The sequence below is a fragment of the Streptomyces sporangiiformans genome (genome assembly GCF_005768555.2).
Classification (GTDB): domain Bacteria; phylum Actinomycetota; class Actinomycetes; order Streptomycetales; family Streptomycetaceae; genus Streptomyces; species Streptomyces sporangiiformans.
Genome location: NZ_VCHX02000043.1, coordinates 35,399 through 56,902, shown reverse-complemented (window position 1 = coordinate 56,902; position 21,504 = coordinate 35,399). Strand labels below are relative to the sequence as shown.

Here is a 21,504-nt window from a genome sequence, read left to right as displayed (position 1 = left end):
ACGACCGCCCCATTTCGCTTGTGCCCGCCTGCGATTCAAGGGAGACGCATGCAGCTCACCTCGTCGACCGAGCGCGGTCATGGTGATCCGTTCGGCACCGGCCGTCCGCGGGTTCCCTTCTTCTCCCAAGCCGCGTCGTTCGAGCGCGTCTGGCCCGAGATCCAGCGACATCTCAGGGAAGTGGTCGAACGGGGCAAGTACTCGCACGGACACAAAGTCGCCGATTTCGAAAGCGCGTTGGCCGATTTCACCGGCGCGCGGCATGCCATCGCTGTCAACAGCGCGACCGACGCGCTGATCCTGCTGCTGCGGGCCGCCGGACTGCGCCCCGGTGACGAAGTCGTCGTCCCGGCCATGTCGTTCGTGGCCTCGGCCTCGTCGGTGGTTCTGGCAGGTGGGCGGCCGGTGTTCGCGGACATCGACCCGGTCAGCTACGCGCTCGATCCGGCGTCAGCCGCCGCGGCTGTCACACCGCGGACCCGGTTCGTCATGCCGGTTCATCTGTTCTGGCAGATGGCCGAGATGGACGCGCTGACCGATATGGCGGCCGAAAAGGGGCTGACGATCGTGGAGGACAGCGCCGAGGCCATCGGTATGCGATGGAACGGAAAACACGCCGGGCTGCTCGGCGCGGGCGGTGTGCTGTCGTTCTTCCCGGCAAAAACCCTCGGGGCCCTCGGGGACGCCGGTGCGGTACTCACCGACGACGACGAAATCGCCGAAACGGTATCCGCGCTCAGGCATCACGGCAGATTCGGGCCGACCGTCGGAGATTTCCGCCGGATCTCCACAGAGACCACGGTGTCCGGTGTGAATAGCAAGATGGACGATATCCAGGCCGCCGTTCTCCTCGCCAAACTCGGCCGCCTGGGCACTGATATCGCGCGTCGCGCGGAGATCGCCGCGAGATATACGGAACGCCTCGCGCATGTGCCCGTGATCCGGAGACTGCCGGCCGTTGTTCCGCGTAAGGCCACGACCAATCCGGTTCACTATGTCTATCTGGTGGAGGTCGATCACCGCGACGAGCTGGCACGGTTCCTGGCCCGGCACGGCATCGGCACCGAGACCTATTACCCGATCCCCCTGCACCGCCAGCCCGCTTTCGCCGAGTTCGGCCACTCCGTAGGCGGCCTCCCCCACGCGGAGGCCGCGTGCCGGTACGCCCTCGCTCTGCCGCTGCACGCGGACTTGACGGACGATCAGGTCGACTACGTCTGCGAGACGATCCAGGCCTTCGCCGGTGGAGGTGCCGCGTGATCGAGTTCTTTCCACCGGACATCTTCGAGGGCGATCACGAGACGTTGTTCGAGATCATCCGGGAGATCGGCCTCGCGCCGGAGCAGCGGTTCATCCTCGGCGACCACACCGCCCGGTTCGAGCGGGAACTCGCCCTGAACCTCGGCGTCGCCGACGTCGTCGCCTGCTCCAGCGGAACCTCCGCCCTCACCCTGATCCTGCACGCGATGGGGGTGGGGCCCGGAGACGAGGTCATCGTCGCCGCGTTCGGGTGCGCGCCACTGGCCGCGACCGTGGTCAACCTGGGTGCCACGCCGGTGTTCGCCGACATCGACCCCTGGACCATGGTCATCGATCCGTCCGACGCGGAGGCGTGCGTCACGGAGCGGACCAAGGTGCTGCTACCGGCCCACGTCTTCTCCGTGATGGCCGACATGCCCCGGCTGCGGGAGATCGCCGAGCGTCACGGCCTGCGGCTGGTCGAGGATTCCGCCGTCGCCCAGGGGGCCGTTCTCGACGGCCGCCCGGCCGGGTTGTGGGGCGAGGCCGGGCTGTACTCGTTCGTCCAGGTCAAGAGCTTCGGCACGGCAGGGGAAGGCGGTGTCGTCGTGACGGACGATCCCGAACTGGCCCGCGCCGTCCGTATGCTGCGCAACCACGGCCAGGACGGCCGCCGGCGGTTCCTCCACCATGTGATCGGCTACAACAGCCGGTTCGACGAGATCCAGGCCGCCTTCCAGCTCCACCGGCTGCCCGGCCTCCCCCAGCGGCTGGAGCGACGGGCACGGATCGCCGACTACTACGCCGAGCGGTTCGCGGGCCTGGCCGAACACGGTGTCCTCGCACCGCCACCGGGCCGCAACGGCCGCTGCTACTACGTCTACACGCTGCTGACCGAGCGGCGGGACGCACTGCGCGACCACTTGGCGCGGCAGGGAATCGCCGGTCACGTCTACTACCCGCGGCCGCTCCCGGCCCAGGCGGCCTTCGCCGGTTACGCGCCGGCCGGGCGGCGCTGGCCGGCCGCCGAGCAGGCAAGCCGGCGCGCGCTGTCGATTCCGGTGCACCCGCTGCTCACCGACGCACAGGCGGAGCGGATCGCCGACGCGGTCTGCACGTTCGCCTCCGGCCCTGGCCGCCCTTGATGGGGGGGGGACGCCGACGGCGTCACAGCCTGACCACGCGCTCCCCGCGGGCCCGGCCCGTGGCGTCGAACAGCAGCCGGGCGGAGCGGCCGAGCCGGTCCAGGTCGTAGGCGCGGTGGGCGTGCAGCAGAACGCTGATGTCGGCGTGCGCGGCGGCCTCGTAGGGATGGTCCGCCCGTCGCAGCGGCGTCCCGTCGACGTCGAGCCGGGCCACGTGCGGATCGTGGAAGAGGGTTTGGGCGCCGAGCTCGGCCAGCTGCTGTGCCACCGCGATCGCCGGTGACTCGCGCAGGTCGGCGACGTCCGGCTTGTAGCTCACCCCCAGCAGGAGCACCTGCGCTCCCCGGACGGGTCTCCCGGCGTCGGCGAGCAGCCCGGCGACCCGGCGCGCCACATGAGCGGGCATGTCCTGGTTCACCTGCTGGGCGGCCGCGACGACCTTGAAGGTGAACCCTTCGGAGCTGGCCTTGTGCATCAGATAGGCCGGATCCACCGGGATGCAGTGCCCGCCGACTCCGGCGCCGGGCCGGAACGGCTGGAACCCGAACGGTTTGGTCGCCGCGCACCGCAGCACGTCCCAGACATCGACCCCGAGCCGGTCGCAGTACATCGCGAACTCGTTGACCAGCGCGATGTTGACGTTCCGGTAGGTGTTCTCGAGCAGCTTGGCCATCTCCGCCTCCCGGGTACCGCGGGCGATCACCACCGTGTCGACGAAGCGCTCGTAGAACGCGGCACACCGCTTGGCACACGCGCGCGTGTGCCCGCTGACCACCTTGGGGGTGTTGTGGATCCCGAACGTGCGACGGCCCGGATCGATCCGTTCCGGTGAGTAGGCCAGACAGAAGTCGTCTCCCGCCACCAGGCCGGTTCCCTCCAGGATCGGCCGGATCACCTCGCTGGTGGTGCCGGGGTAGGAGGTCGACTCGACGACGACCAGGGCGCCGGGACGCAAGTGTCCGGCCACGGTCGTCGACGCCCGCACCAACGGGCCCAGATCCGGCGCCCGGTCGGCACCGAGGGCGGTCGGCACGCAGATCGCCACGGTTTCCGCATCCGCGAGGACGGCCGGATCGGTGGTCGCGTCGAACCCCGCGGCCAGTATCCCCTTCACGTCCTGGTCGGTCACGTCCTCGATGTGCGAGCGTCCGGAGCGCAGTCCGGTGACGACTCGCTCGGACACGTCCAGTCCGGTGACCGGGATTCCGGCGGCACCGGCGGTTCTGGCGAGCGGAAGCCCGACGTAGCCGAGACCCACGACCACCAGACCGCATGCCATCCGCGACTCCTTCGTTCCCGCCGAGTTGCGGCGGGAGGGCACCGCTGCATTCGCACAACCCCTTCCCCGCCTGCGGTGATTCTGACATCGGGGTGGGCGATGGAGGGTGCGCGAGCCGGGCCGGGCTCCGATCAGGGGAGTCCCCTCACTCGCGGGGGTGAGAATCGCGCGGACGTCGAGGGCCCGACTGTTCGTATTTGCGTTTTGTGATCGACTGTGCGTGGTTTTCGGGCGATGGGCCCGAAATCTTAGAGGAGGTTCCATGCAGAGACCTGTCGCAGGCAAGCGGATCGCCACCGCCCTCGCCACCGCCTCGCTCGCGGCCGCCCTGGGTGCGGCCGGCGCGGCGCCGGTCCAGGCGGCGGACCAGTCGACGACGCCCGAACCGGTGTCGTTCGTCATCGACTTCACCACGACCTCGATCCCGCAAGTGCCCAGCCTGGGCGGGGGCTTCGCCGGCAATGGCCCGGTGACCGACACACTGGGCCGGCGGATCGGCAAGGTCTACGACAGCTGCACCTTCAACGCCATTGAGGGTGTCACGACCGCGAGCGCGCTGTGCAAGGCGGTCGTGGTGTTCAACGACGGCGATCAGCTCAGCCTGAGCGGCCAGGCCAAGATCGAGCTCAACCCGCTCAAGTACCCCTACGAGTTCAAGGCCGTGGTCGAGGGCGGTACCGGCGACTACAACGGCGCGCGGGGAGAGGCGACGGTCACCGCCCAGCGGCCCGGCGTCTACAAGGTCGACGTCCAGTTCAAGTAATCGCCGAGCCGCGTCAACCGAATCAGCTGAATCGACGGGGGAGCCGCCGCAGGGCTTGGCGGCTCCCCCGTTCCTGAAAGGTCGAATCCCCATGCTCCGTATGTCCCGCATCCTCCGCACGTCCCGCAGAGCGCTCACCGCTGCCGCGACCGCCGGTCTCGTCGTCGCAACCGCGGTTCCGGCCCTCGCCCAGAACGCCACGGACGACGACAAGGTCGTGGTGTTCACCACCGAGATCGACACGCTGCACACCTACACCGACCTCCAGGGATGCCATCGGCTTCCCCTGGCCGCGCACACCCTGAACAACCACACCTCGCGGATCGTCTACCTGTACCCGGACCCGTTCTGCATGAGCGCGGGGATCCCGATCCTCCCCGAGCACGGGATGCACACGCCGCCGGTCGGCGGCAGCTTCTCCTCGTGACGGCCGCGGCCGCCCCGATCACCCCCGACACTCCCCCTCCAACAGGAGCATCGGTGCAGCTCCCCTTGCAAGAAGCACGCGAAGGGCACGAGGGATACGTCTTCGACAACGCCAACACACAGGCGGTCGAACAGCACCGCTGCCTCGCCGCCTCCCTCGACCCGATCACCACCTCGCGGCTGGCCGCCACCGGCGTACGTGCCGGCTGGAACTGCCTCGAGGTGGGCGCCGGCGGCGGAAGCGTCGCGCGCTGGCTCGCCGAACGCGTGGCCCCCACCGGCGAGGTGGTGGCCACCGACATCGACCCCGCTCATCTACGGGCGCGGCCGGGCCTGCGTGTACTGCGTCACGACGTGGTACGCGACCCGCTGCCCGAGGAAGCCTTCGACCTCGTCCACGCCCGGCTGGTACTGCTGCACCTGCCCGAACGGCAGGCCGTACTCGCCAAGTTGGTGCGGGCGCTGCGTCCGGGCGGCCTCCTTCAGCTCGACGAGTTCGACATCGACTACGGCCCGGTTCTGCTGGCCCCCAGTCGCGATGCCGCCGAGCTCTACGAGCGGTTTCTGGCAGCCAAGGCGCGTATGTTCGCGGACGCGGGTGCCGACGGGAGCTGGGGCCGACACGCGGCCGCGGCCATGCGGGCCGCCGGTCTGGCCGACATCGATCCGGTGCCGTACCTGATGCCCTGGCGCGCCGGGTCACCCGGCGTCGACCTGCTCATCCACCACACCCACCATCTACGGGACCGGCTCATCGCCGCCGGCCTGACCGACGCCCAACTCGCCGAGGTCCGTGAGGTGATGCGCCACCCCGACTTCCGGGCCAGCTCCTGCGCGATCTACTCCGTCCAGGGGCGGCGGCCACGATGACGGTCGGGATGACGGTCGGGGAGTACGTACGCGACCGGGGGCGACGGGGGCAGACGTCGAGCCCCCCGCTCGCCGGCGTTTCGGCGGCTTCCTTCGGCGCGTCGACCTCGCTGGCGGTGGCGGCCGAGCATCTGACGCTTCTCGGCTGTGCGCCGGCCGATCGTTCACTGAGCACCGGCACCGAACCCGGCGACGCCGCGACGATCGTCGCCACCGCCGGTACGGGGCGAGGCCGAGCCGAGATCACATGTGCCGTCGACTGGGCGGGCCCGGTGGCACTGCCTCTGGCGGCCGAGGCGGAGGTCCAGGCCGCCTGCGGCATCGCCCAGGTGCACGGCCGCAGGTACGGACGGCCCACGCTGCTCCCCTTCGACTACGCAGCCGCGGTCACCGGTGTGCTGGCCGTGCACGGCGTGCTCGCCGCGCTTCATTCCGCCACCCGCGGAGTCCGGATCCGCCAGGTCCGCACCTCCGTCGCACAGGGCGCGCTCCTCGCCATGAGTCAGTACCTGGCAGCGGCGTCCGGGGCGGTCGGCGGGACCGGCGATGAGCCCACCCCTGCCGTTCCGTTGCCCGCCGGCCCGCCCGATGCGCGTACCGCACCGCCGTTCACCAGCGCCGACGACGTCACCTTCGAGATCGAGACGCTCGACGCGGAGGACTGGCATCGGTTCTGGCGCGCGCTGGGCGTCCCTCACCAGGCGATCTCCCGCGGCTGGCGGCCGTTCCAGTACCGCTATGCCGCCGCCGTCTGCCCGCTCCCCGATGAGCTGCGCCGCGGCGTCGCGGCGCATCCGTATCCCGCGATTGTCGCGGCGGCCGCCGAGGCGGGTGTCAGCGTGGTGCCTGTCCGCGGCCTCGACGCGGCGGACGCTCTCGCGTCCGGCGCACCGTGGACCATCACGGAACTGCCCGCTGACGGGCACGCGGCGCACCCGGCGGCACCGGGCGAGCCGACGCCCACGCCCACGCCCACGCCCCGGCACCCGCTCGGCGGGCTGGTCGTCGTGGAGTCCACCCGGCGGGTGCAGGGGCCGCTGGCCGGGCACGTGCTCGCCCTGCTGGGCGCGCGAGTGATCCGGGTCGAACCGCCGGGCGGAGATCCGGCGCGCGGCGTGCCTCCCCTGGCCGGTGACTGCTCCGCCCGGTTCCTCGCGCTCAACCGGGACAAGGAGGTCGTCGAGGCGGACCTGCACACCCTCGGCGGCCGCTCGGTCCTGCGTGAACTCGCCGCCGGCGCCGATGTCTTCCTGCACAACTGGGCTCCCGGCAAGGCGGCCGCCTGGGAACTCGACGCCGAGGACCTGGCCGCGGTCCGGCCCGGCCTCGTGTACGCGTGGGCGTCCGGCTGGGGAGAGGCGTTCGGCCCCACCCCGCCGCTGGGCACCGATTACCTGGTGCAGGCCGGCAGCGGGCTGGCCGGACTCACCGCGCGTCCGGGCGAGCCACCGACGCCCTCACTGATGACGCTGCTGGACGTGCTCGGCGGCCTGGTCTGCGCCGAAGGAGTGCTCGCCGCCCTGCTGGCGCGCACCACCACCGGACGAGGCCGGCGCGTGGACACGTCGCTGCTGTCCGCGGCGAGCGTGCTGACGAGACACGGCAGGGCCACCGCGGACGCGTCACATGCCTGGGCCACCGCCGACGCGCCACACACCCGGGTCACCGCGGACGCCCTACACGCCCCGGCCTCTGCGAACGTCCCGCACGGCCCTGTGTCATCGGCCGCTCTGTGCACCGATCTCACCGAGCTGATCGCCGACCCGCGGTTCGCCACCGCGCTGACCCGGGCCGAGTGCACGCTGCCCAACAGCCCCTGGGAGTTCTCGGCATGACCGCGGCATGGAGCTCGGCCAACGGCATCGCGGTGCCCGACCTGGTACCCGCACAGCTGCGCCGTCGATTCGCCCGGCAAGGGCTCGTGCCCGACCAGGACCTCACCACGCTTTTCCGCGCACAGGTACGGAAGCACCCCCGACGGCCCGCGGTCATCGACCCCGAAGGGGAACTCGACTACGCGACGCTCGACGAGCGCGCCCAGCGGATCGCCACGGCACTCACCGCTTCCGGCATCGGCGCGGGCGACGTGGTCGGCGTACAACTGCCCAACGGCTGGCGGGCCCTCGCCACGGACCTCGCCCTGGCCGCGATCGGTGCGGTGGCGCTGCCGTATCCCGTCGGGCGGGGCACCCAGGACTCCCTTGCCCTGCTGGGCGGTTCGCGGGCCAGTGCCGTGATCACCACGGCCGGGTGGCAGGACGGACGACTCGCACGGACCCTGGCCGGGCTGCGGCCGGACCTGCCGGACCTGCGGTTCGTGTTCGCCTTCGGTGCGCCCGCTCCCGGATGTGTTCCGCTCGATCCCTGGCTCGACGGTCCGGCGACGGCTGATACCCCGGAACCGGCGGCCGTGCACCCCGAGGCCCCCGCCCGCATCCTGGTCTCCTCCGGTTCCGAGACCGCGCCCAAGATGGTCGTCTACTCGCACAACGCCCTGGCCGGCGGCCGGGGCAACTACCTCAGGGCGCTGGGGATCGGTGGCGACGCGCTGCGCTGCCTGGTCCTGGTGCCGCTCATGTCCTCGTATGGCTCGCTCGGGCTGGTGGCCCTCGTACGGCTCGGGGGGACGCTGGTGCTCACGCCCGGCTTCGAGCCCGCCGCGGTGCTCGAAGCGGTGACGCGACACCGCCCGAGCCATGTCTTCGCGGTCCCCACCATGCTGCGCCGCATCGCCGACGCGCCGCGAGTCACGGGCGAGGACCTCTCCTCCGTACGGTCCGTCGTCTCCAGTGCCGCCCCTCTGCAGCCGGGCACCCTGCGCGCCGCCCTCGCCAGGTTCGGCTGCCCGCTGGTGAACGTCTACGGATCGTCCGACGGAGTCAACTGCCACACCGTCTGGGCCCGTCCGGCGGACGACGTGCGCCGCGTGGGGCGGCCTGATCCCGCCGTGGCCGAGATCCGGGTCGTCGGGCCGCGGGGGCGCGGGCTACCGCCCGGCGAGGCCGGCGAGATCCAGGCACGCGGCCCCATGACCCCGCTGTGCTACCTCGCGGCGCCGGACCTCGACGCCGCCCACCGCACCCACGACGGCTGGGTGAGAACAGGGGATCGCGGGTTGATCGACGACAACGGGGAGCTGTGGGTGCTCGATCGGCTCCGGCACACCGTCATCCGCGGCGGCCACACGATCAGCCCCGCCGAGGTCGAGCGTCATCTCGGCGGTCACCCGGCGATCGCGGACGTGGCGTGCGTCCCGGTGCCCGATCCGGATCTGGGCGAGCGGCTGTGCGCCTGCCTGGCCACACGCCCGGGCTCGAAGCCGCCCACCCTCGTCGCGCTCCGGACCTACCTCGAGAGTGAGCGGGGGCTGGAACGCCGCAAACTGCCCGACCACGTGCTGACGCTGGATCAGCTGCCGCTCGGCCCGACCGGCAAGGTCTGCCGGAAGACCCTGACCCGGCTCGCGGCCGGCCGCACGCCCACCGGCACCAGCACGGGGATGGGCACGGGCACAGGCACAGGCACGGGCACAGGCACCAGCACCAGCACGGGCACCACCACCAGCTCCGGAAGCGGAAGCGAGCGGGAGACACCCGCTCCGCCCGCCCGGCCGACCCCAGAGGGAGTGCGCTGATGGGCGACTGCGACCGCAAGCACGGCGTGGTGATCGGCGGGGGTGTGGCCGGGCTGCTGGCCGCACTCGCACTGGCCGAGGTCGTCGACCGGGTCACCGTGATCGACCGGGACCACCTGCCGGACGGGCCGGCGCCGAGGCCCGGCGCCCCGCAGGGTCATCACGCGCATGTCCTGCTGCCGCGTGGTGCCACCGCGATCGAGTCTCTGGCTCCCGGAACGCTGGCCGCCCTGTCCGACGCCGGCGCTCCCCAAGTCGGCCTGCCCAGCAGCATCGTGGTGCGCAGCCCGTTCGGCTGGATGGCCCGGCACGGCCCCTGGGAATCCCTCCTCACCTGCACCCGGGGCCTGATCGAATGGGTGCTGCGCCAGCGCCTCGTCGCAGGCGCCCGTACGACACTGCTGTCCGGCACCGACGTCATCAGTCTGCTCGGCGACGCGAGCCGGGTCACCGGCGTCGTGTACCGTCACCGCGCCGACGGCACCCTCACGTCCCTCGACGCGAGTGTCGTCGTGGACGCCTCCGGCCACGGCTCCGCCGCGCCGCGCTGGCTCGCCCGGTTCGGTCTGGCCGTGCCCGAGACCGTCGTCGACAGCGGCGTCGCCTACACGACGCGCCCCTACCACGTGCCCGCGGCACTCGCCGCGCGGTTCCCGGCCGTGTACATGCAGCTCGACATGCGCAAGGTGAGCCGGGGCGGTCTTCTGCTGCCGGTGGAGGACGACCGGTGGCTGGTCACCCTGTTCGGCACCCGGGGCGCGACACCGTCGTCCGGCGCCGACGGCTATCTCGACTTCGCCCGCAGGCTTCCGCACCCGCTCATCGCGGAGCTGCTGGCCCTCGCCGAACCGGCGGGCCCCGCACGGGGATTCCGCCGTACCGCCAACCGCCGCCGTCACTACGACCGCATGCGCCGCCTGCCGGAGGGCTTCGTCGTCCTCGGGGACGCGGCCTGCACCTTCAACCCGGTCTACGGGCAGGGCGTCTCGGTCGCCGCGCTGGGCGCTCTGGCCCTGCGCGACGCGTACGCGACGAACGCCGGGGGCCACACGGCACGCGACGCCCAGCGCGCGGTGACGAGGGCCGCGGACACCGCCTGGCAGATCGCGGCCGGGGTGGATCAGCGCAACCCGCTGACACGCGGGGCGCGAGGGCCGCGGACGAGCCGGCTGCGGGACCGCTATCTGGACCGGCTCGGCGCGATCGCGGACCACGATCCCCTCGTCCAGCGCGAGGTGATCGGGGTCTACGCCCTGACGGTGCCGCCCGCGCGGCTGCTCACACCGGCGATGCTGCTCACCGCCGCACGAGGTCCCGCCGCACCGCCCGCCGGTCAACCGCCCCTGACCAACGCCGAGTTGGGTGCACTGGCCCGCGCCCGAGCACAGGGAACGCAGCACCGTACGCCCGCGAGCCGCTCGGCGGTCGACGTTCTCGACCACTCGGGAGGGGCACGATGACCCACTCCCCCACCGTGGGGCCCACGAGGGTTCCGTCCGGTCTCCCTTCCGGCCGGTCGACCGGGGCGCGCCTGCGCGCATACCTCCGGCTGGCGAAGGCCGGCATGATCGACTACTACCTCAGTCTGGTCGTCGTCTGGTCACTGCTCCCGGGACAACCGCTCAGCGGGCCGGTGTCAGCCACGCTGGCCGCGCTGCTGCTCGGTCAGATGTGCCTCGTCGCCGCGGCGGTCGCCTTCGACGATGTCACCGGCTACCGGGACGGCAGCGACGCCACCAACTACGGCCCCGACGCGCCGGCGCGCAAGCTCGCCCGTAAGCCGCTGCTGGCCGGAACGCTCCACGAGTCGGACGCCGTCCGCTTCGCCCGGGGAGCACTCGTCGCCGGCGCCCTGTGCTGGGCGACGGCCGTGTTCACCGCGCCCTCGCGGCCGGCCTGGGCGGTGCTCGGCCTGGTGGCCGCCGCTGTCGTGATCCCGCAGTACTCGTGGGGCCTGCGGCTGAGCTACCGCGGATTCCAGGAGGTGTTCCTCGCCGCGGTCGGCTGGGCCTTCGTGCTGCCGTCCTACGGTCTGCTCACCGGGCGGATCACCGGCCTCGCTGTGGTGGAGGCGTTCCTGTTCGGTCTGGGCCCCCTGCTCTTCGGTGTCTACTCCAACACCCATGACATCGCCGGTGACCGGGCGGTGCGCCGACCGACCGCCGCCTGCGTCCTCTCCTCCCGCGGCAACACCGTGTTCGTCGGCGCGCTCTGTCTGCTGGAGACCGCCGTGATCGTCGCCGCGGCACCGCTGGGGGTCGCTCCGTGGTGGTTCCCGCTCGTGCTGCTCCCGGTGACGGTGACCCGCGCCGTGCAGTTCACCGTCGGCATGGTGCGCGGCGATGTGCTGCGCGCCCGGCTGACCGGTATCCGGGCTCACCGGATCCTGGTCGTCGCGCTGGTGACGGCCAATCTGCTGGGAGCCGGTACGGCGTGACCCCGTCGGACCTGTGGCGCCTGTCGCCCGCCAGCCCCTGCCCGAGCGATCCGCCGGTCCCTTCGTCCGCGGCCGTCCGCCGCCGTCGTCCGCCGCCGTCCCTGTCGGAACAAGGAATGCGTATGAGCCTCCCCTCCCCCGGACCGTTCTTCGACGTCCTGGCCGACCACGGCAGCCGGACGACGGTCCACCTGAGCCGGCCGCTGGACCTCGCGGACGACGACCGCACCGCGTACGACGGCGAAGGCCTCGCCGCCCTGGTGGCCGAGGCCGCGGGCCGGCTCGCCGCACTGGGCGTCGGGCCGGGCGAACGCGTCGCCGTGATCAAGCCCAACCACTGGGACTACGTCCTGCTCGCCTGCGCCGCCGCCCGTATCGGCGCGCTGCCGGCGCTGATCTCCGACCGCCTGCCGCCCGAGACGCTCCAGGTCCTGCTCAAACGCCTCGACGCGACGGCTCTGGTCACCACCGCGGCCACCCTGAGGGCCGCCCACGAGGCGGGGACCGACCTGACGGCATGCGTCCGCCGTACGTTGACCCTCGACGGCCCCGCACCGGGTGCCGTCCCGGTGGCGGACGTGCGCGGCCACCGGCCACCGCCGCCCCGCCGAACCGCCGACGACGCGCCCTTGGCCATCATGCACACCTCGGGCACCACGGGGATCCCGAAGCTGGTCGTCCACTCGACCACGACATTGATCCACCGGATCGTCACCGCCGAGGCCCGTCGCATGCCGGTCGTCTCCAGCCGCCGCGACGACACCGTCGCGCAGGCGACCTCGTACGCCCATGGGCGGGGACTCGCCTGGACGCTCAGCGTGTTGTGGCTCGCCCCGCGCGAAGTGGTGATCCTGGACAGCTTCGACCCGCGGCGAGCCGAGCCTGTGCTGCGCGCCCATCCGCCGACCACGCTGGAGGCGGTGCCTTCCGCCTTCGTACGCTGGCAGCCCCTCGCGTCCTCGCCGGACAACCCGTTCCGGAACGTGCGGCTGTACGTCAACACCTTCGACGCGATCCACCCGCCCGCGGTACGGACGTTCCTCGCCGCCTCACGACGGCGCCGGCCGCTGTGGGTACAGGTGTGGGGGCAGTCGGAGACCGGGCCGCTCACCTTCCGCTGCCTCACCAGAAAGTCCGTACGCGCGACCGGTGAGCGCCATCCCACCACCCGTGACCTCGGACGGCCGGTCCCCGGGAAGGCCAGGCTGCGGATCGTCGATCCGCAGACGCTGCGTCCTGTCCCGCGGGGCCGCCCCGGCCTGGTGCTGGCCCGGACGGCGGCGTTGTGCACCGGGTATGTCGGGGAGCCGGAGCGGTTGCGGGCCAAGCTGGCCGGCGGCTGGTTCGCCACGGGAGACCTCGGCGTCAGGACGCGCTCGGGCCGGCTGGTGCTGCTCGACCGCGAGGTGGACACGGTGCCCGGCGGCAGCTGCGTCGAGATCGAGGACGTACTCCACGACCGGCTCCAGGAGGTCATGGAGGCGGTGGTGCTCGGTCGGGCGAGCGGGCTGCCGCTGCCGGTGCTCGTGACGCATGGCGGCCGGCCGCTGGACGGCGCCGTGTGGCACCGGGCCGTGGCCGACCTGCCGCCACTGGACGAACCGGTGTTCCTGACCGCGGACCAGCTCCCGCTCACCGCGACGGGCAAGGTCCGGCGACAGGAGCTGCGCGACCGGCTGCTCGACGGAGCGTCGCCGTACGGCACCGGCCACTGGACCTGACATCACGTCACCGCCACTGAGAACCGTCGACACCGTGAGGGACACCCAGCCGATGACCGAGACAGATGTGGACGTCGCCGTCGTGGGAGCCGGCATCTCCGGCTTGACCAGTGCCCACGTGCTGACCGAGGCCGGCAGGTCGGTACGGGTCTTCGAGGCGGCCGACCGGGTCGGCGGACGCATGGCCAGCCGCCACCACGACGGCTATGTCATCGACGAGGGCGCGGAACAGATCGCCACGCGAGGCTACGACTCCACCTGGGAGTTGCTTCGGACGATGGGGGCTGCCCAGGACGCCGTCGTCCCCGTGGGCGGCCGGATCGCGATCTGGCGTGACGGCCGCGCCCACGCCAATTTCGGCCATCCGGCCGGGTTCATCACCGGTGCGGGCATGTCATGGCGGGGCCGTCTCGCGTGGCTGCGGTTCACCGGAGCGCTCATGGCCCGCGGAAACCGTTTCGACCAGGACTCCCCCGAGGCGACGCCGATGCGGGACGCGACCATCGCCGCCTACGCCCGCCGCTACCACCGCGACCTGTACGACTACCTGCTGCAGCCGCTGGCCGGCGGCCTCTTCGGCTGGCAGGCGGAGCACTCGGCGATCGGGCCCATGGCGGCGCTCCTGCGTGCCGTGGGCGGCGCGGGGACGCGCTGGGTGACGTACCGCGGCGGCATGGACACGCTCGCCCGGGCGCTGGCCGAGCGTGTCGATGTGGTCACGGGTACGTCCGTCGTGGCCGTCAAGCCGGGGGACGCCGCCGTACGCCTGCACCTGGCGGACGGCAGGACCGCGACGGCCCGGCGTGTCGTCCTGGCGGTGCCCGCACCCGTGGCGCTCACGCTGCACACCGCGCTGCCGGACGACGAACGCCCCTACCTCGCGGAGAGCACCTACTGCCCGATGCTGAAGGTGATGTGCCTGCTGGACCGCCCGCTGCCGAGTCCGACCCGCAGGCCGTCCTACGCGCTGGAGGTCTCCGCCGTGGACGACCAGGTCTTCGCCGGCGCCATGCTCGACCACATCAAGGCTGCCGACCGCGTGCCGAGAGGCTGTGGCCTCGTCAGCCTCTTCGCTTCCCCGTACTCCTCGCGGGCCCTGCTGGAGCGGTCCGACGACGAGATCGTGGCCACGCTCCGCCGGCGCGGCGAGCGCTACCTGCCGGGGCTCGCGGAAGCCACGCGTGCCACGCTCGTGGCGCGCTGGCCCCATGGCCTGCCCGAGGCGACACCGGCCGCGCTGCGCTTGCGGCGGGCATTCCTCGACCGTCCCGTCCGACGCGTCGAGTACGCCGGCGACTGGGTGATGCTGCGCCCCAACAGCGAGGCAGCCGTCCGTTCGGGCCACCTCGCCGCACAGCGCGTCCTGAGCGCCGACCGGGGATGAGCGGGTATCGCGCTCCTCGGCATGCGTCCGGCCGTACGCCGATCCTCGACGGCCCTGGTGGATGCTGTTGGTTCCTCCCAGACCTCGGGCCGCCACCGGTCCACGCAGGATCGGTGGCGGCCCGAGGCGCTGCTGGACCACACCACCACGAACGTCAGCTGTCCGCCCGCCCGCCGCTGTCTTCATCTCTGTGGCGCCAGAAAGCGGGGCACTCCGTCTTCGCTGCCGCTGCCAGGTTCTGATCGATCCGGTTGCGCTCGAACTCCAGGGTTCGTGAAGTCCCCGCCCCGTCGACGCGGAAGGTGTCGGCCGGCTCGTCGGGACGGTCCCTGACGACCACCAGCATGTGCTCGCCCTTCCGGTAGGGATACTCGCCCATCTCCTTGGCGCTCAGGGCGGTGAACTGAATCTGCCGCTCAGCGCCCTGGCTCGGCTTGATCCATTCCGTAACGGTGAGGGTCACCTTGACCGCATCGTCCTGTCCGGGGTGATCGCGTACCGCCACGACGTCTCCTTCGACGATCATCGGAGAGCAGGCAATCATCTCCGTGTGGCTCAGCGCCTGCCCCTGCTCCTGCTGGGCTCCGCCTGAATCGCCGTCCGCAAGCCCATATGCCAGGAGAACGAGAGCCAGGGCGGCCACGGCGACCAGGGCACCGACGATGGTGCCGGGACGCTTCCGCCGGGCGGGGAGCGCACTGGGCGGAGGGTCGGGTTCGTCACCGCCGGCCGCTTCACCGATCATGCCGAGGGCCAGCCGCAGTTGATGCTCCTCCGGGCCGGTCAGCTGAGTCATGTCAGATCACCTTCACTTGGCGCAGCCGCGCCCGCATCGCTGCCTGGGCCGTGTGCAAACGGCTTTTGATCGTTCCTTCGGGGACGTGCAGGACCAGCGCTATCTCACGGATGGGCAGGTCCGCGTAGTAGCGCAGCACCAGTACCTGCCGCTGCGCCGCCGGCATCGACTCCAACTCCTCCGCCACCGCCAAGGCAAGAAGCCGCGCCAGCGACCGGTACGCTGGGTCAGCGTACGGGTGCGGAGAGTGGACAGTATGCGTAACTGACCGTGACCATGGCGGGGTTGGGCGGGGAGGAGCGAGGCGGGCGTGCGAAAGGTGTCCTGGCATGGCGGATGGTACTGGCGGAACGGGCGGTAACGCGGGGCCCTCGGCGGGCGGCAGCGAACCAGAGGCATCGGACAGCCTGAAGGCGTTCGGCGAGGTGGTCAAGTCGTTCCGTAAGCGGGCAGGCCTGACACAGGAGGAGCTCGCGCCGAAGGTGCGTTACTCGGTTCCAACGGTGGCCTCGATCGAACAGGGCCGCCGCTTCCCTCCGCCGGACTTCGTGGAGCGGGCGGAGGAGGTCCTGGACGCGTTCGGGACACTGAGGGGAGCGGCGCGGCATCTCTCGCGGCAGCCGGGGCTCGCGAGCTGGTTCCGGCAATGGGCGCGGCTGGAGGCAGAGGCGGTGATTCTGTATACGTACGAGTGCCGTCTGATTCCTGGACTGTTGCAGACCGAAGCGTATGCGCGCACGCTGTTCGTGGACCAGTTGCCGCCCCTGGGCGACGACCAGATCGAGGCCCAATGGGCGACGCGGGCCGAACGGCAACGACTGCTGCGGGAGCGGCCGAACACGGCGTTCAGCTTCATCCTGGAGGAGCACTTGCTCCTACGGAGGACGGGTGGGGCAGAGGTCACAAGGGATCTCCTCGACCGCGTGCTGGATTTCGCTGAGCTGCGCAACGTGGAGGTTCAGGTGATGCCGCAGGCGCGGGAGCACCATGCGGGATTGCATGGCCCGTTGCAACTACTCGAAACACCGGAGAACAAGTGGTTCGGCTACTGCGAGGGGCAGGAGAGCGGCCAGTTCGTCTCCGACTCGAAGGTGGTCAGCACCCTCCAGATGCGCTATGCCAGGATGCGCCCACAGGCTCTCCCCCTGGACGACTCCCTGGGCCTGTTGGAGCGGATGCGAGGAGCCCTATGAGCACCACAGAACTCACCTGGTTCAAGAGCAGCCACAGCAGCAGCGGGTCGGGAGACTGCGTCGAGGTGGCTCTGTCTTGGCCTTCCGAAGGCGCCCACTGCGTCGACGTCACCCCCCGCCCCGACACAATCCAGGTCCGCGACTCCAAGGTGAAGCAGGGCTCACAACTCGCCCTTGCCCCGGCGACATGGACTGCCTTCCTCACATACGCGACCCGTTCCTGACCTCAGCGCGCACGAGCACCCCGCGCCGAACCAGCCGGAACAGGGCTCTTCTGCTTACGAGTTGGGACACCACTGTCCCTTGTCGACCGCCCGCCGAAGCCGATTCGCGAAGTAGGGGTGCGCGGCTCACTTCTCCCGCTCCTCGTCGCAGTCCGTAAACGTCCGGCAACCGGACGGCGGGCCGACCGCTACGGTCGGCCGTTACCACCCACTCCGTGCAGTGCAGGCACCGTGCAACCGGCACCGCCGAATGTCTCCGCACCTCTCTTGACACGTCCGTAAGCCGATGCGAAATTTTATCGATACAAATGCTCGCCCCACCCCACCCCACCCCACCCCCAGGAGTACTCCGTGGCCAACGCCACCGCGGTCATCAACCTCGACATCGAGGGTCCGAAGATCAGCCGCCACCTCTACGGCCACTTCGCCGAGCATCTCGGCCGCTGCATCTACGGTGGCTTCTGGGTCGGGGAGGACTCGCCGATCCCCAACGAGGGTGGCATCCGGCTCGACGTCGTCGAGGCCCTGCGCGCCCTGAACATCCCCAACCTGCGCTGGCCGGGCGGCTGTTTCGCCGACGAGTACCACTGGAAGGACGGCATCGGCCCCAGAGACCAGCGGCCCCGGATGGTCAACACCCACTGGGGCAACGTCGAGGAGAACAACCACTTCGGCACCCACGAGTTCATGGCCCTGTGCGAACTGCTCGGCGCCGAGCCGTACATCAGCGGCAACATGGGCAGCGGCACCGTCCAGGAGATGAGTGAGTGGGTCGAGTACCTGACCCGCGACGGCGACAGCCCCATGGTGCGGCTGCGCAAGGCCAACGGCCGCGAGGAGCCCTGGCGTGTGAAGTTCTGGGGCATCGGCAACGAGACCTGGGGCTGCGGCGGCAACATGCGCGCCGAGTACTCCGCCGACCTTTCCCGGCAGTACGCCACGTACTGCCGGGACCACGGCGACAACAAGCTCTACCGCATCGCCTCGGGCGCCACCGACGCGGACTACAAGTGGACCGAGACGCTGATGCAGCAGATCAGCTGCTTCGGCTGCGAGGCCACCCCGAAGAACTTCTTCCAGGGCCTGTCCTTCCACTACTACACGCTGGCCGGGCCCTGGGAGGCGAAGGGCAGCGCCACCGTCTTCGACACGGACGACTACTACCGGACGATGGCCTCCGCCCAGAAGATCGACCGCATCATCACCGGCCACTCCACCGTCATGGACTGCTACGACCCCGGCCGCACGGTCGGCCTGGTCCTGGACGAGTGGGGCACCTGGTGGGACGTCGAACCCGGCACCAACCCCGGCTTCCTGTACCAGCAGAACACCCTGCGCGACGCGCTCGTGGCCGGCACGCACTTCGACATCTTCCACCGGCACGCCGACCGCCTGTACATGGCCAACATCGCCCAGACCGTCAACGTCCTGCAGGCCATGGTCCTCACCGACGGCGACGCGCTGGTCCTGACCCCGACGTACCACGTGTTCGAGATGAACAAGGGCCACCAGGACGCCGCCTCGCTCGCCGTTCACCTGCGTACGGAGGGCGCACGCCGCCGTGTGGGAGACGCCGAACTGGACACATTGTCCGCTTCGGCCAGCGTCAAGGACGGATCGGTCCTCATCTCGCTGTCCAACCTCGACGCCGAGGAGCCCGCGGAGGTGACGCTCGACCTGCGCGGCGGCTCGATCGGTGAGGCGACCGCCCGCATCCTGACGGCCGACGGGCTGCAGGCCCACAACACCGCGGCCAACCCCGCGGCGGTTCGCCCGCGCCCCTTCGACGGCCTGAAGGCGACCGGCCAGGGCTTGGCCCTGACGCTGCCGCCCCACTCGTTCCTCACCGTCCAGACCTCGCTGGGCTGACCCACCGCCACCCGCCTCATGACGAGAACCGACGTCAGGAATAGTTCAGACATGACCCGCTCCGCACGATCGATTCCCGCACGACGCCTGCGTCCGCCGATGGGCTGGAACAGCTGGGACTGCTACGGCACCACCGTCACCGAGGAGGAGGTCCTCGCCAACGCGACCTTCATGCGGGACCACATGCTCGCGCACGGCTGGGACACCGTGGTCGTGGACATCCAGTGGTACGACCCAACGGCCCGCGCGCACGGCTACAACGCGGACGCCCCGCTCGTCCTGGACGACCACGGCCGCCAGATGCCGGCGCCGAACCGGTTCCCCTCGGCGGCGAACGGCGCGGGGTTCGGGCCGCTGGCCGACCGCGTGCACCAACTCGGTCTGCGTTTCGGCCTGCACATCATGCGCGGCATCCCGCGCCGCGCCGTCGACGCCCGCCTGCCCGTGGCAGGTACCGACTGGACCGCCGACGAGATCGCCGACACCGGCTCCGTCTGTCCCTGGAACTCCGACAACTACGGCCTGAACCACGACCATCCGGGCGCGCAGGCGTACTACGACGCCCAGGTCGCCCAATTCGCCCGGTGGGGCGTCGACTTCATCAAGGCCGACGACATGCTGTTCCCCTACCACGAGCGGGAGATCTCCGCGTACGCCCGTGCCATCGCGCGCAGCGGCCGGCCCATCGAGCTGAGCCTGTCTCCCGGAACGGACGTCTCCCTCGCCCACCTCGACCATCTCCGGGAGACCGCCACGATGTGGCGGGTCTGCGACGACCTGTGGGACCGGTGGGAGGACGTGGAAGCCCAGTTCGCCCGGATGGCCCGGTGGGCTCCGTGGCAGAGTGAACGCGGCTGGGCGGACGCCGACATGCTGCCCCTGGGCCGTATCGGCATCCGGGCCGAGAGGGGCGATGACCGCGTCAGCGCCCTGAGCCGTCCCGAGCAGATCAGCCTGCTGACGCTGTGGCTGATCTCCCGCTCGCCGCTGATGATGGGCGGCGACCTGCCCACCAGCCCGCCGGAGACGATCGAACTGCTCACCAACGACGAAGCCCTCGACGTCCTGTGGCACAGCGGCGACAACCGCGAGGTACTCCGCGAGACCGACCTCGTCCTGTGGACCGCCCGCGACACCGACGGGGATGCCCGCTACGCCGCCGTGTTCTCCCTGGCCGACCGCCCCGAGCGCGTCACCGTCCCGCTCGGCTCGATAGGCGCCCGGCCCGACGACCGTGTCCGGGAACTGTGGACCGGCACCGACACCCCGCACGACGGCCACGCGCTGCACGCCGACCTGCCCGCCCACGGTGCGGCCCTCTACCGCCTCACCCCGTCCGGACCGTCCGAGCCTTCCGGGCCCTCCGGCGCCATCGCCTGAACCAGGCCGAGCCCCTGCCTCGCACCGGCGAGGCAGGGCTGAGATGCGATGATGTCGGGGGCTTCGCGAAGACCACAGACCCCGGGGGCGTACGTGGCAACGATCCAGGACGTGGCGAAGGCGGCCGGAGTCTCAGCGATGACCGTCTCGAACGTCATCAACAACCATCCCAACGTACGCAGCGCGACGCGGGAGAAGGTCCTCGAGGCGATGGCCCGCCTCGACTACCGCGTCAACGTGGCGGCCCGCAATCTGCGCAAGGGCCGGACCGGTACCGTCGGTCTTGCCGTCCCCGAGGTGAACAGCTCCTACTACGGTCAGTTGGCCGCCGCCATCATCGCCGCGGCCGAGCGGCACGACCTGCGGGTGTGCATCGAGCAGACCGGCGCCTCGCGCGAGAACGAACTCGACGCGCTGTCCCTGTCGCGCAACCGGCTCTACGACGGGCTCATCCTCAGCACGGTGGGCATGGGTCAGGCCGATGTCGAACGGCTCAAGGTGGACTACCCGGTGGTCATCCTGGGCGAGCGGATCTTCGGAGGTCCCGTCGATCACGTCGCCATGCCGAATGTCGACGCGTCCCAAGCGGCCACCCGCCACCTGATCGAGCGGGGCTGCCGGCGCATCGCGGTGCTGCGCGGGCCGGTGACCGTGGAGGTCGACGTGTCCAGCCTCCGGCACACGGGCTACCGTCAGGCGCTGCGGGCAGCCGGTCTGCCCGAGGACCCCGACCTGGTGCAGACCGTGCAGGCGCTCACCCTGCGCGCGGGTGCCGGACGCGCCCGCGGGATGGTGGAGAGCGGGCTCGACTTCGACGGCGTGTTCTGCGTGACCGACACCGTGGCCATGGGCGTGCTGCGTGGTCTGGCCGATGCCGGGGTGCGGGTGCCGCAGCAGGTCAAGGTGATCGGATTCGACAACATCGAGGAGAGCGAGTTCCTCGTCCCCTCGCTGTCCACCATCGATCCGGACCACGCCAGGATGGCGCAGCGGGCGGTCGACCTGCTGGCCAGGCGGATCGAGCAGACCGATCCCGGCGGCTCGGAGTCGATGGACCGCGAGGAGTTCGTCAGCGACTTCTCCGTGGTGGTCCGGGAGTCGACGGGCGGCCCCGGGCTGCGATCGAACCCGGCGCTCTGACCCC

18 protein-coding genes and 1 pseudogene are annotated in these 21,504 nt (G+C 71.1%); 16 read left to right on the top strand and 3 right to left on the bottom strand.

Annotation, left to right across the window (positions count from 1 at the left end; all coding sequences use genetic code 11):
- Positions 1-48: 48 nt before the first annotated feature.
- Positions 49-1,260, top strand: a complete 1,212-nt coding sequence (locus tag FGD71_RS02945) for a DegT/DnrJ/EryC1/StrS family aminotransferase (protein ID WP_119098776.1) — start codon at positions 49-51, stop codon at positions 1,258-1,260.
- Positions 1,257-2,384, top strand: coding sequence for a DegT/DnrJ/EryC1/StrS family aminotransferase (locus FGD71_RS02940; RefSeq protein WP_119098775.1), 1,128 nt, complete (start codon positions 1,257-1,259; stop codon positions 2,382-2,384). The genes FGD71_RS02945 and FGD71_RS02940 overlap by 4 nt, the downstream gene beginning before the upstream one ends.
- A gap of 22 nt (positions 2,385-2,406) precedes the next feature.
- Here FGD71_RS02940 and FGD71_RS02935 read toward each other — a convergent pair whose 3' ends face one another.
- Positions 2,407-3,663 (bottom strand): nucleotide sugar dehydrogenase, encoded by a 1,257-nt coding sequence (locus FGD71_RS02935; RefSeq protein WP_119098774.1) that lies wholly within the window; start codon positions 3,661-3,663, stop codon positions 2,407-2,409.
- Positions 3,664-3,925: 262 nt separating this feature from the next.
- Here FGD71_RS02935 and FGD71_RS02930 point away from each other — a divergent pair, with 262 nt between their 5' ends.
- From FGD71_RS02930 to FGD71_RS02895, 9 genes are all read left to right on the top strand, one after another.
- On the top strand, positions 3,926-4,426 hold the full coding sequence (locus FGD71_RS02930; protein WP_119098773.1) for a hypothetical protein: 501 nt from the start codon (positions 3,926-3,928) through the stop codon (positions 4,424-4,426).
- A gap of 100 nt (positions 4,427-4,526) precedes the next feature.
- Complete coding sequence (locus tag FGD71_RS48380; RefSeq protein WP_240436364.1) at positions 4,527-4,853, top strand: hypothetical protein; 327 nt, start codon at positions 4,527-4,529, stop codon at positions 4,851-4,853.
- 53 nt (positions 4,854-4,906) lie between these two features.
- A complete protein-coding gene (locus FGD71_RS02925) occupies positions 4,907-5,722 on the top strand; it encodes a class I SAM-dependent methyltransferase (RefSeq protein ID WP_240436363.1) in 816 nt (271 codons plus the stop codon).
- Positions 5,719-7,557, top strand: a complete 1,839-nt coding sequence (locus FGD71_RS02920; RefSeq protein ID WP_240436362.1) for a CoA transferase — start codon at positions 5,719-5,721, stop codon at positions 7,555-7,557. The genes FGD71_RS02925 and FGD71_RS02920 overlap by 4 nt, the downstream gene beginning before the upstream one ends.
- Positions 7,554-9,356, top strand: coding sequence for a class I adenylate-forming enzyme family protein (locus FGD71_RS02915; protein ID WP_119098770.1), 1,803 nt, complete (start codon positions 7,554-7,556; stop codon positions 9,354-9,356). The genes FGD71_RS02920 and FGD71_RS02915 overlap by 4 nt, the downstream gene beginning before the upstream one ends.
- On the top strand, positions 9,356-10,816 hold the full coding sequence (locus tag FGD71_RS02910) for an FAD-dependent oxidoreductase (protein ID WP_119098769.1): 1,461 nt from the start codon (positions 9,356-9,358) through the stop codon (positions 10,814-10,816). Before FGD71_RS02915 ends, FGD71_RS02910 begins: the two co-directional genes overlap by 1 nt.
- Positions 10,813-11,793 (top strand): UbiA family prenyltransferase, encoded by a 981-nt coding sequence (locus FGD71_RS02905; protein WP_119098768.1) that lies wholly within the window; start codon positions 10,813-10,815, stop codon positions 11,791-11,793. The genes FGD71_RS02910 and FGD71_RS02905 overlap by 4 nt, the downstream gene beginning before the upstream one ends.
- Before the next feature lie 122 nt (positions 11,794-11,915).
- Entirely contained in the window at positions 11,916-13,514 is a 1,599-nt protein-coding gene (locus FGD71_RS02900) for a class I adenylate-forming enzyme family protein (protein ID WP_119098767.1), read from the top strand.
- A gap of 1 nt (position 13,515) precedes the next feature.
- Positions 13,516-14,898: a protoporphyrinogen/coproporphyrinogen oxidase gene (locus FGD71_RS02895; RefSeq protein WP_338120033.1), complete on the top strand. Its 1,383-nt coding sequence runs from the start codon at positions 13,516-13,518 to the stop codon at positions 14,896-14,898.
- A 154-nt stretch (positions 14,899-15,052) separates the two neighbouring features.
- On the opposite strand, the gene FGD71_RS02890 is transcribed toward FGD71_RS02895, so the two are convergent.
- Together FGD71_RS02890 and FGD71_RS48375 are read right to left on the bottom strand one after the other, a co-directional pair.
- Positions 15,053-15,694 (bottom strand): hypothetical protein, encoded by a 642-nt coding sequence (locus tag FGD71_RS02890; protein WP_119098765.1) that lies wholly within the window; start codon positions 15,692-15,694, stop codon positions 15,053-15,055.
- A 1-nt stretch (position 15,695) separates the two neighbouring features.
- A pseudogene (locus FGD71_RS48375) lies at positions 15,696-15,896 on the bottom strand (RNA polymerase sigma factor); the annotation flags it as partial.
- 127 nt (positions 15,897-16,023) lie between these two features.
- Between FGD71_RS48375 and FGD71_RS02880 the strand changes: the two are divergent.
- The 5 genes from FGD71_RS02880 (at position 16,024) to FGD71_RS02860 (ending at position 21,500) form a co-directional block, all read left to right on the top strand.
- Complete coding sequence (locus FGD71_RS02880; RefSeq protein ID WP_119098763.1) at positions 16,024-16,887, top strand: helix-turn-helix domain-containing protein; 864 nt, start codon at positions 16,024-16,026, stop codon at positions 16,885-16,887.
- Complete coding sequence (locus tag FGD71_RS02875; RefSeq protein ID WP_119098762.1) at positions 16,884-17,111, top strand: DUF397 domain-containing protein; 228 nt, start codon at positions 16,884-16,886, stop codon at positions 17,109-17,111. Before FGD71_RS02880 ends, FGD71_RS02875 begins: the two co-directional genes overlap by 4 nt.
- Before the next feature lie 351 nt (positions 17,112-17,462).
- Positions 17,463-18,980, top strand: a complete 1,518-nt coding sequence (locus FGD71_RS02870; RefSeq protein WP_119098761.1) for an alpha-N-arabinofuranosidase — start codon at positions 17,463-17,465, stop codon at positions 18,978-18,980.
- Positions 18,981-19,031: 51 nt separating this feature from the next.
- Positions 19,032-20,360 carry a glycoside hydrolase family 27 protein gene (locus FGD71_RS02865; RefSeq protein WP_240436361.1) on the top strand — a complete coding sequence of 443 codons (1,329 nt, stop codon included), beginning with the start codon at positions 19,032-19,034 and terminating at the stop codon, positions 20,358-20,360.
- A gap of 93 nt (positions 20,361-20,453) precedes the next feature.
- The gene (locus FGD71_RS02860) at positions 20,454-21,500 is read left to right on the top strand and encodes a LacI family DNA-binding transcriptional regulator (RefSeq protein WP_240436360.1); all 1,047 of its coding nucleotides are present in this window, start codon (positions 20,454-20,456) and stop codon (positions 21,498-21,500) included.
- Positions 21,501-21,504 lie beyond the last annotated feature (4 nt).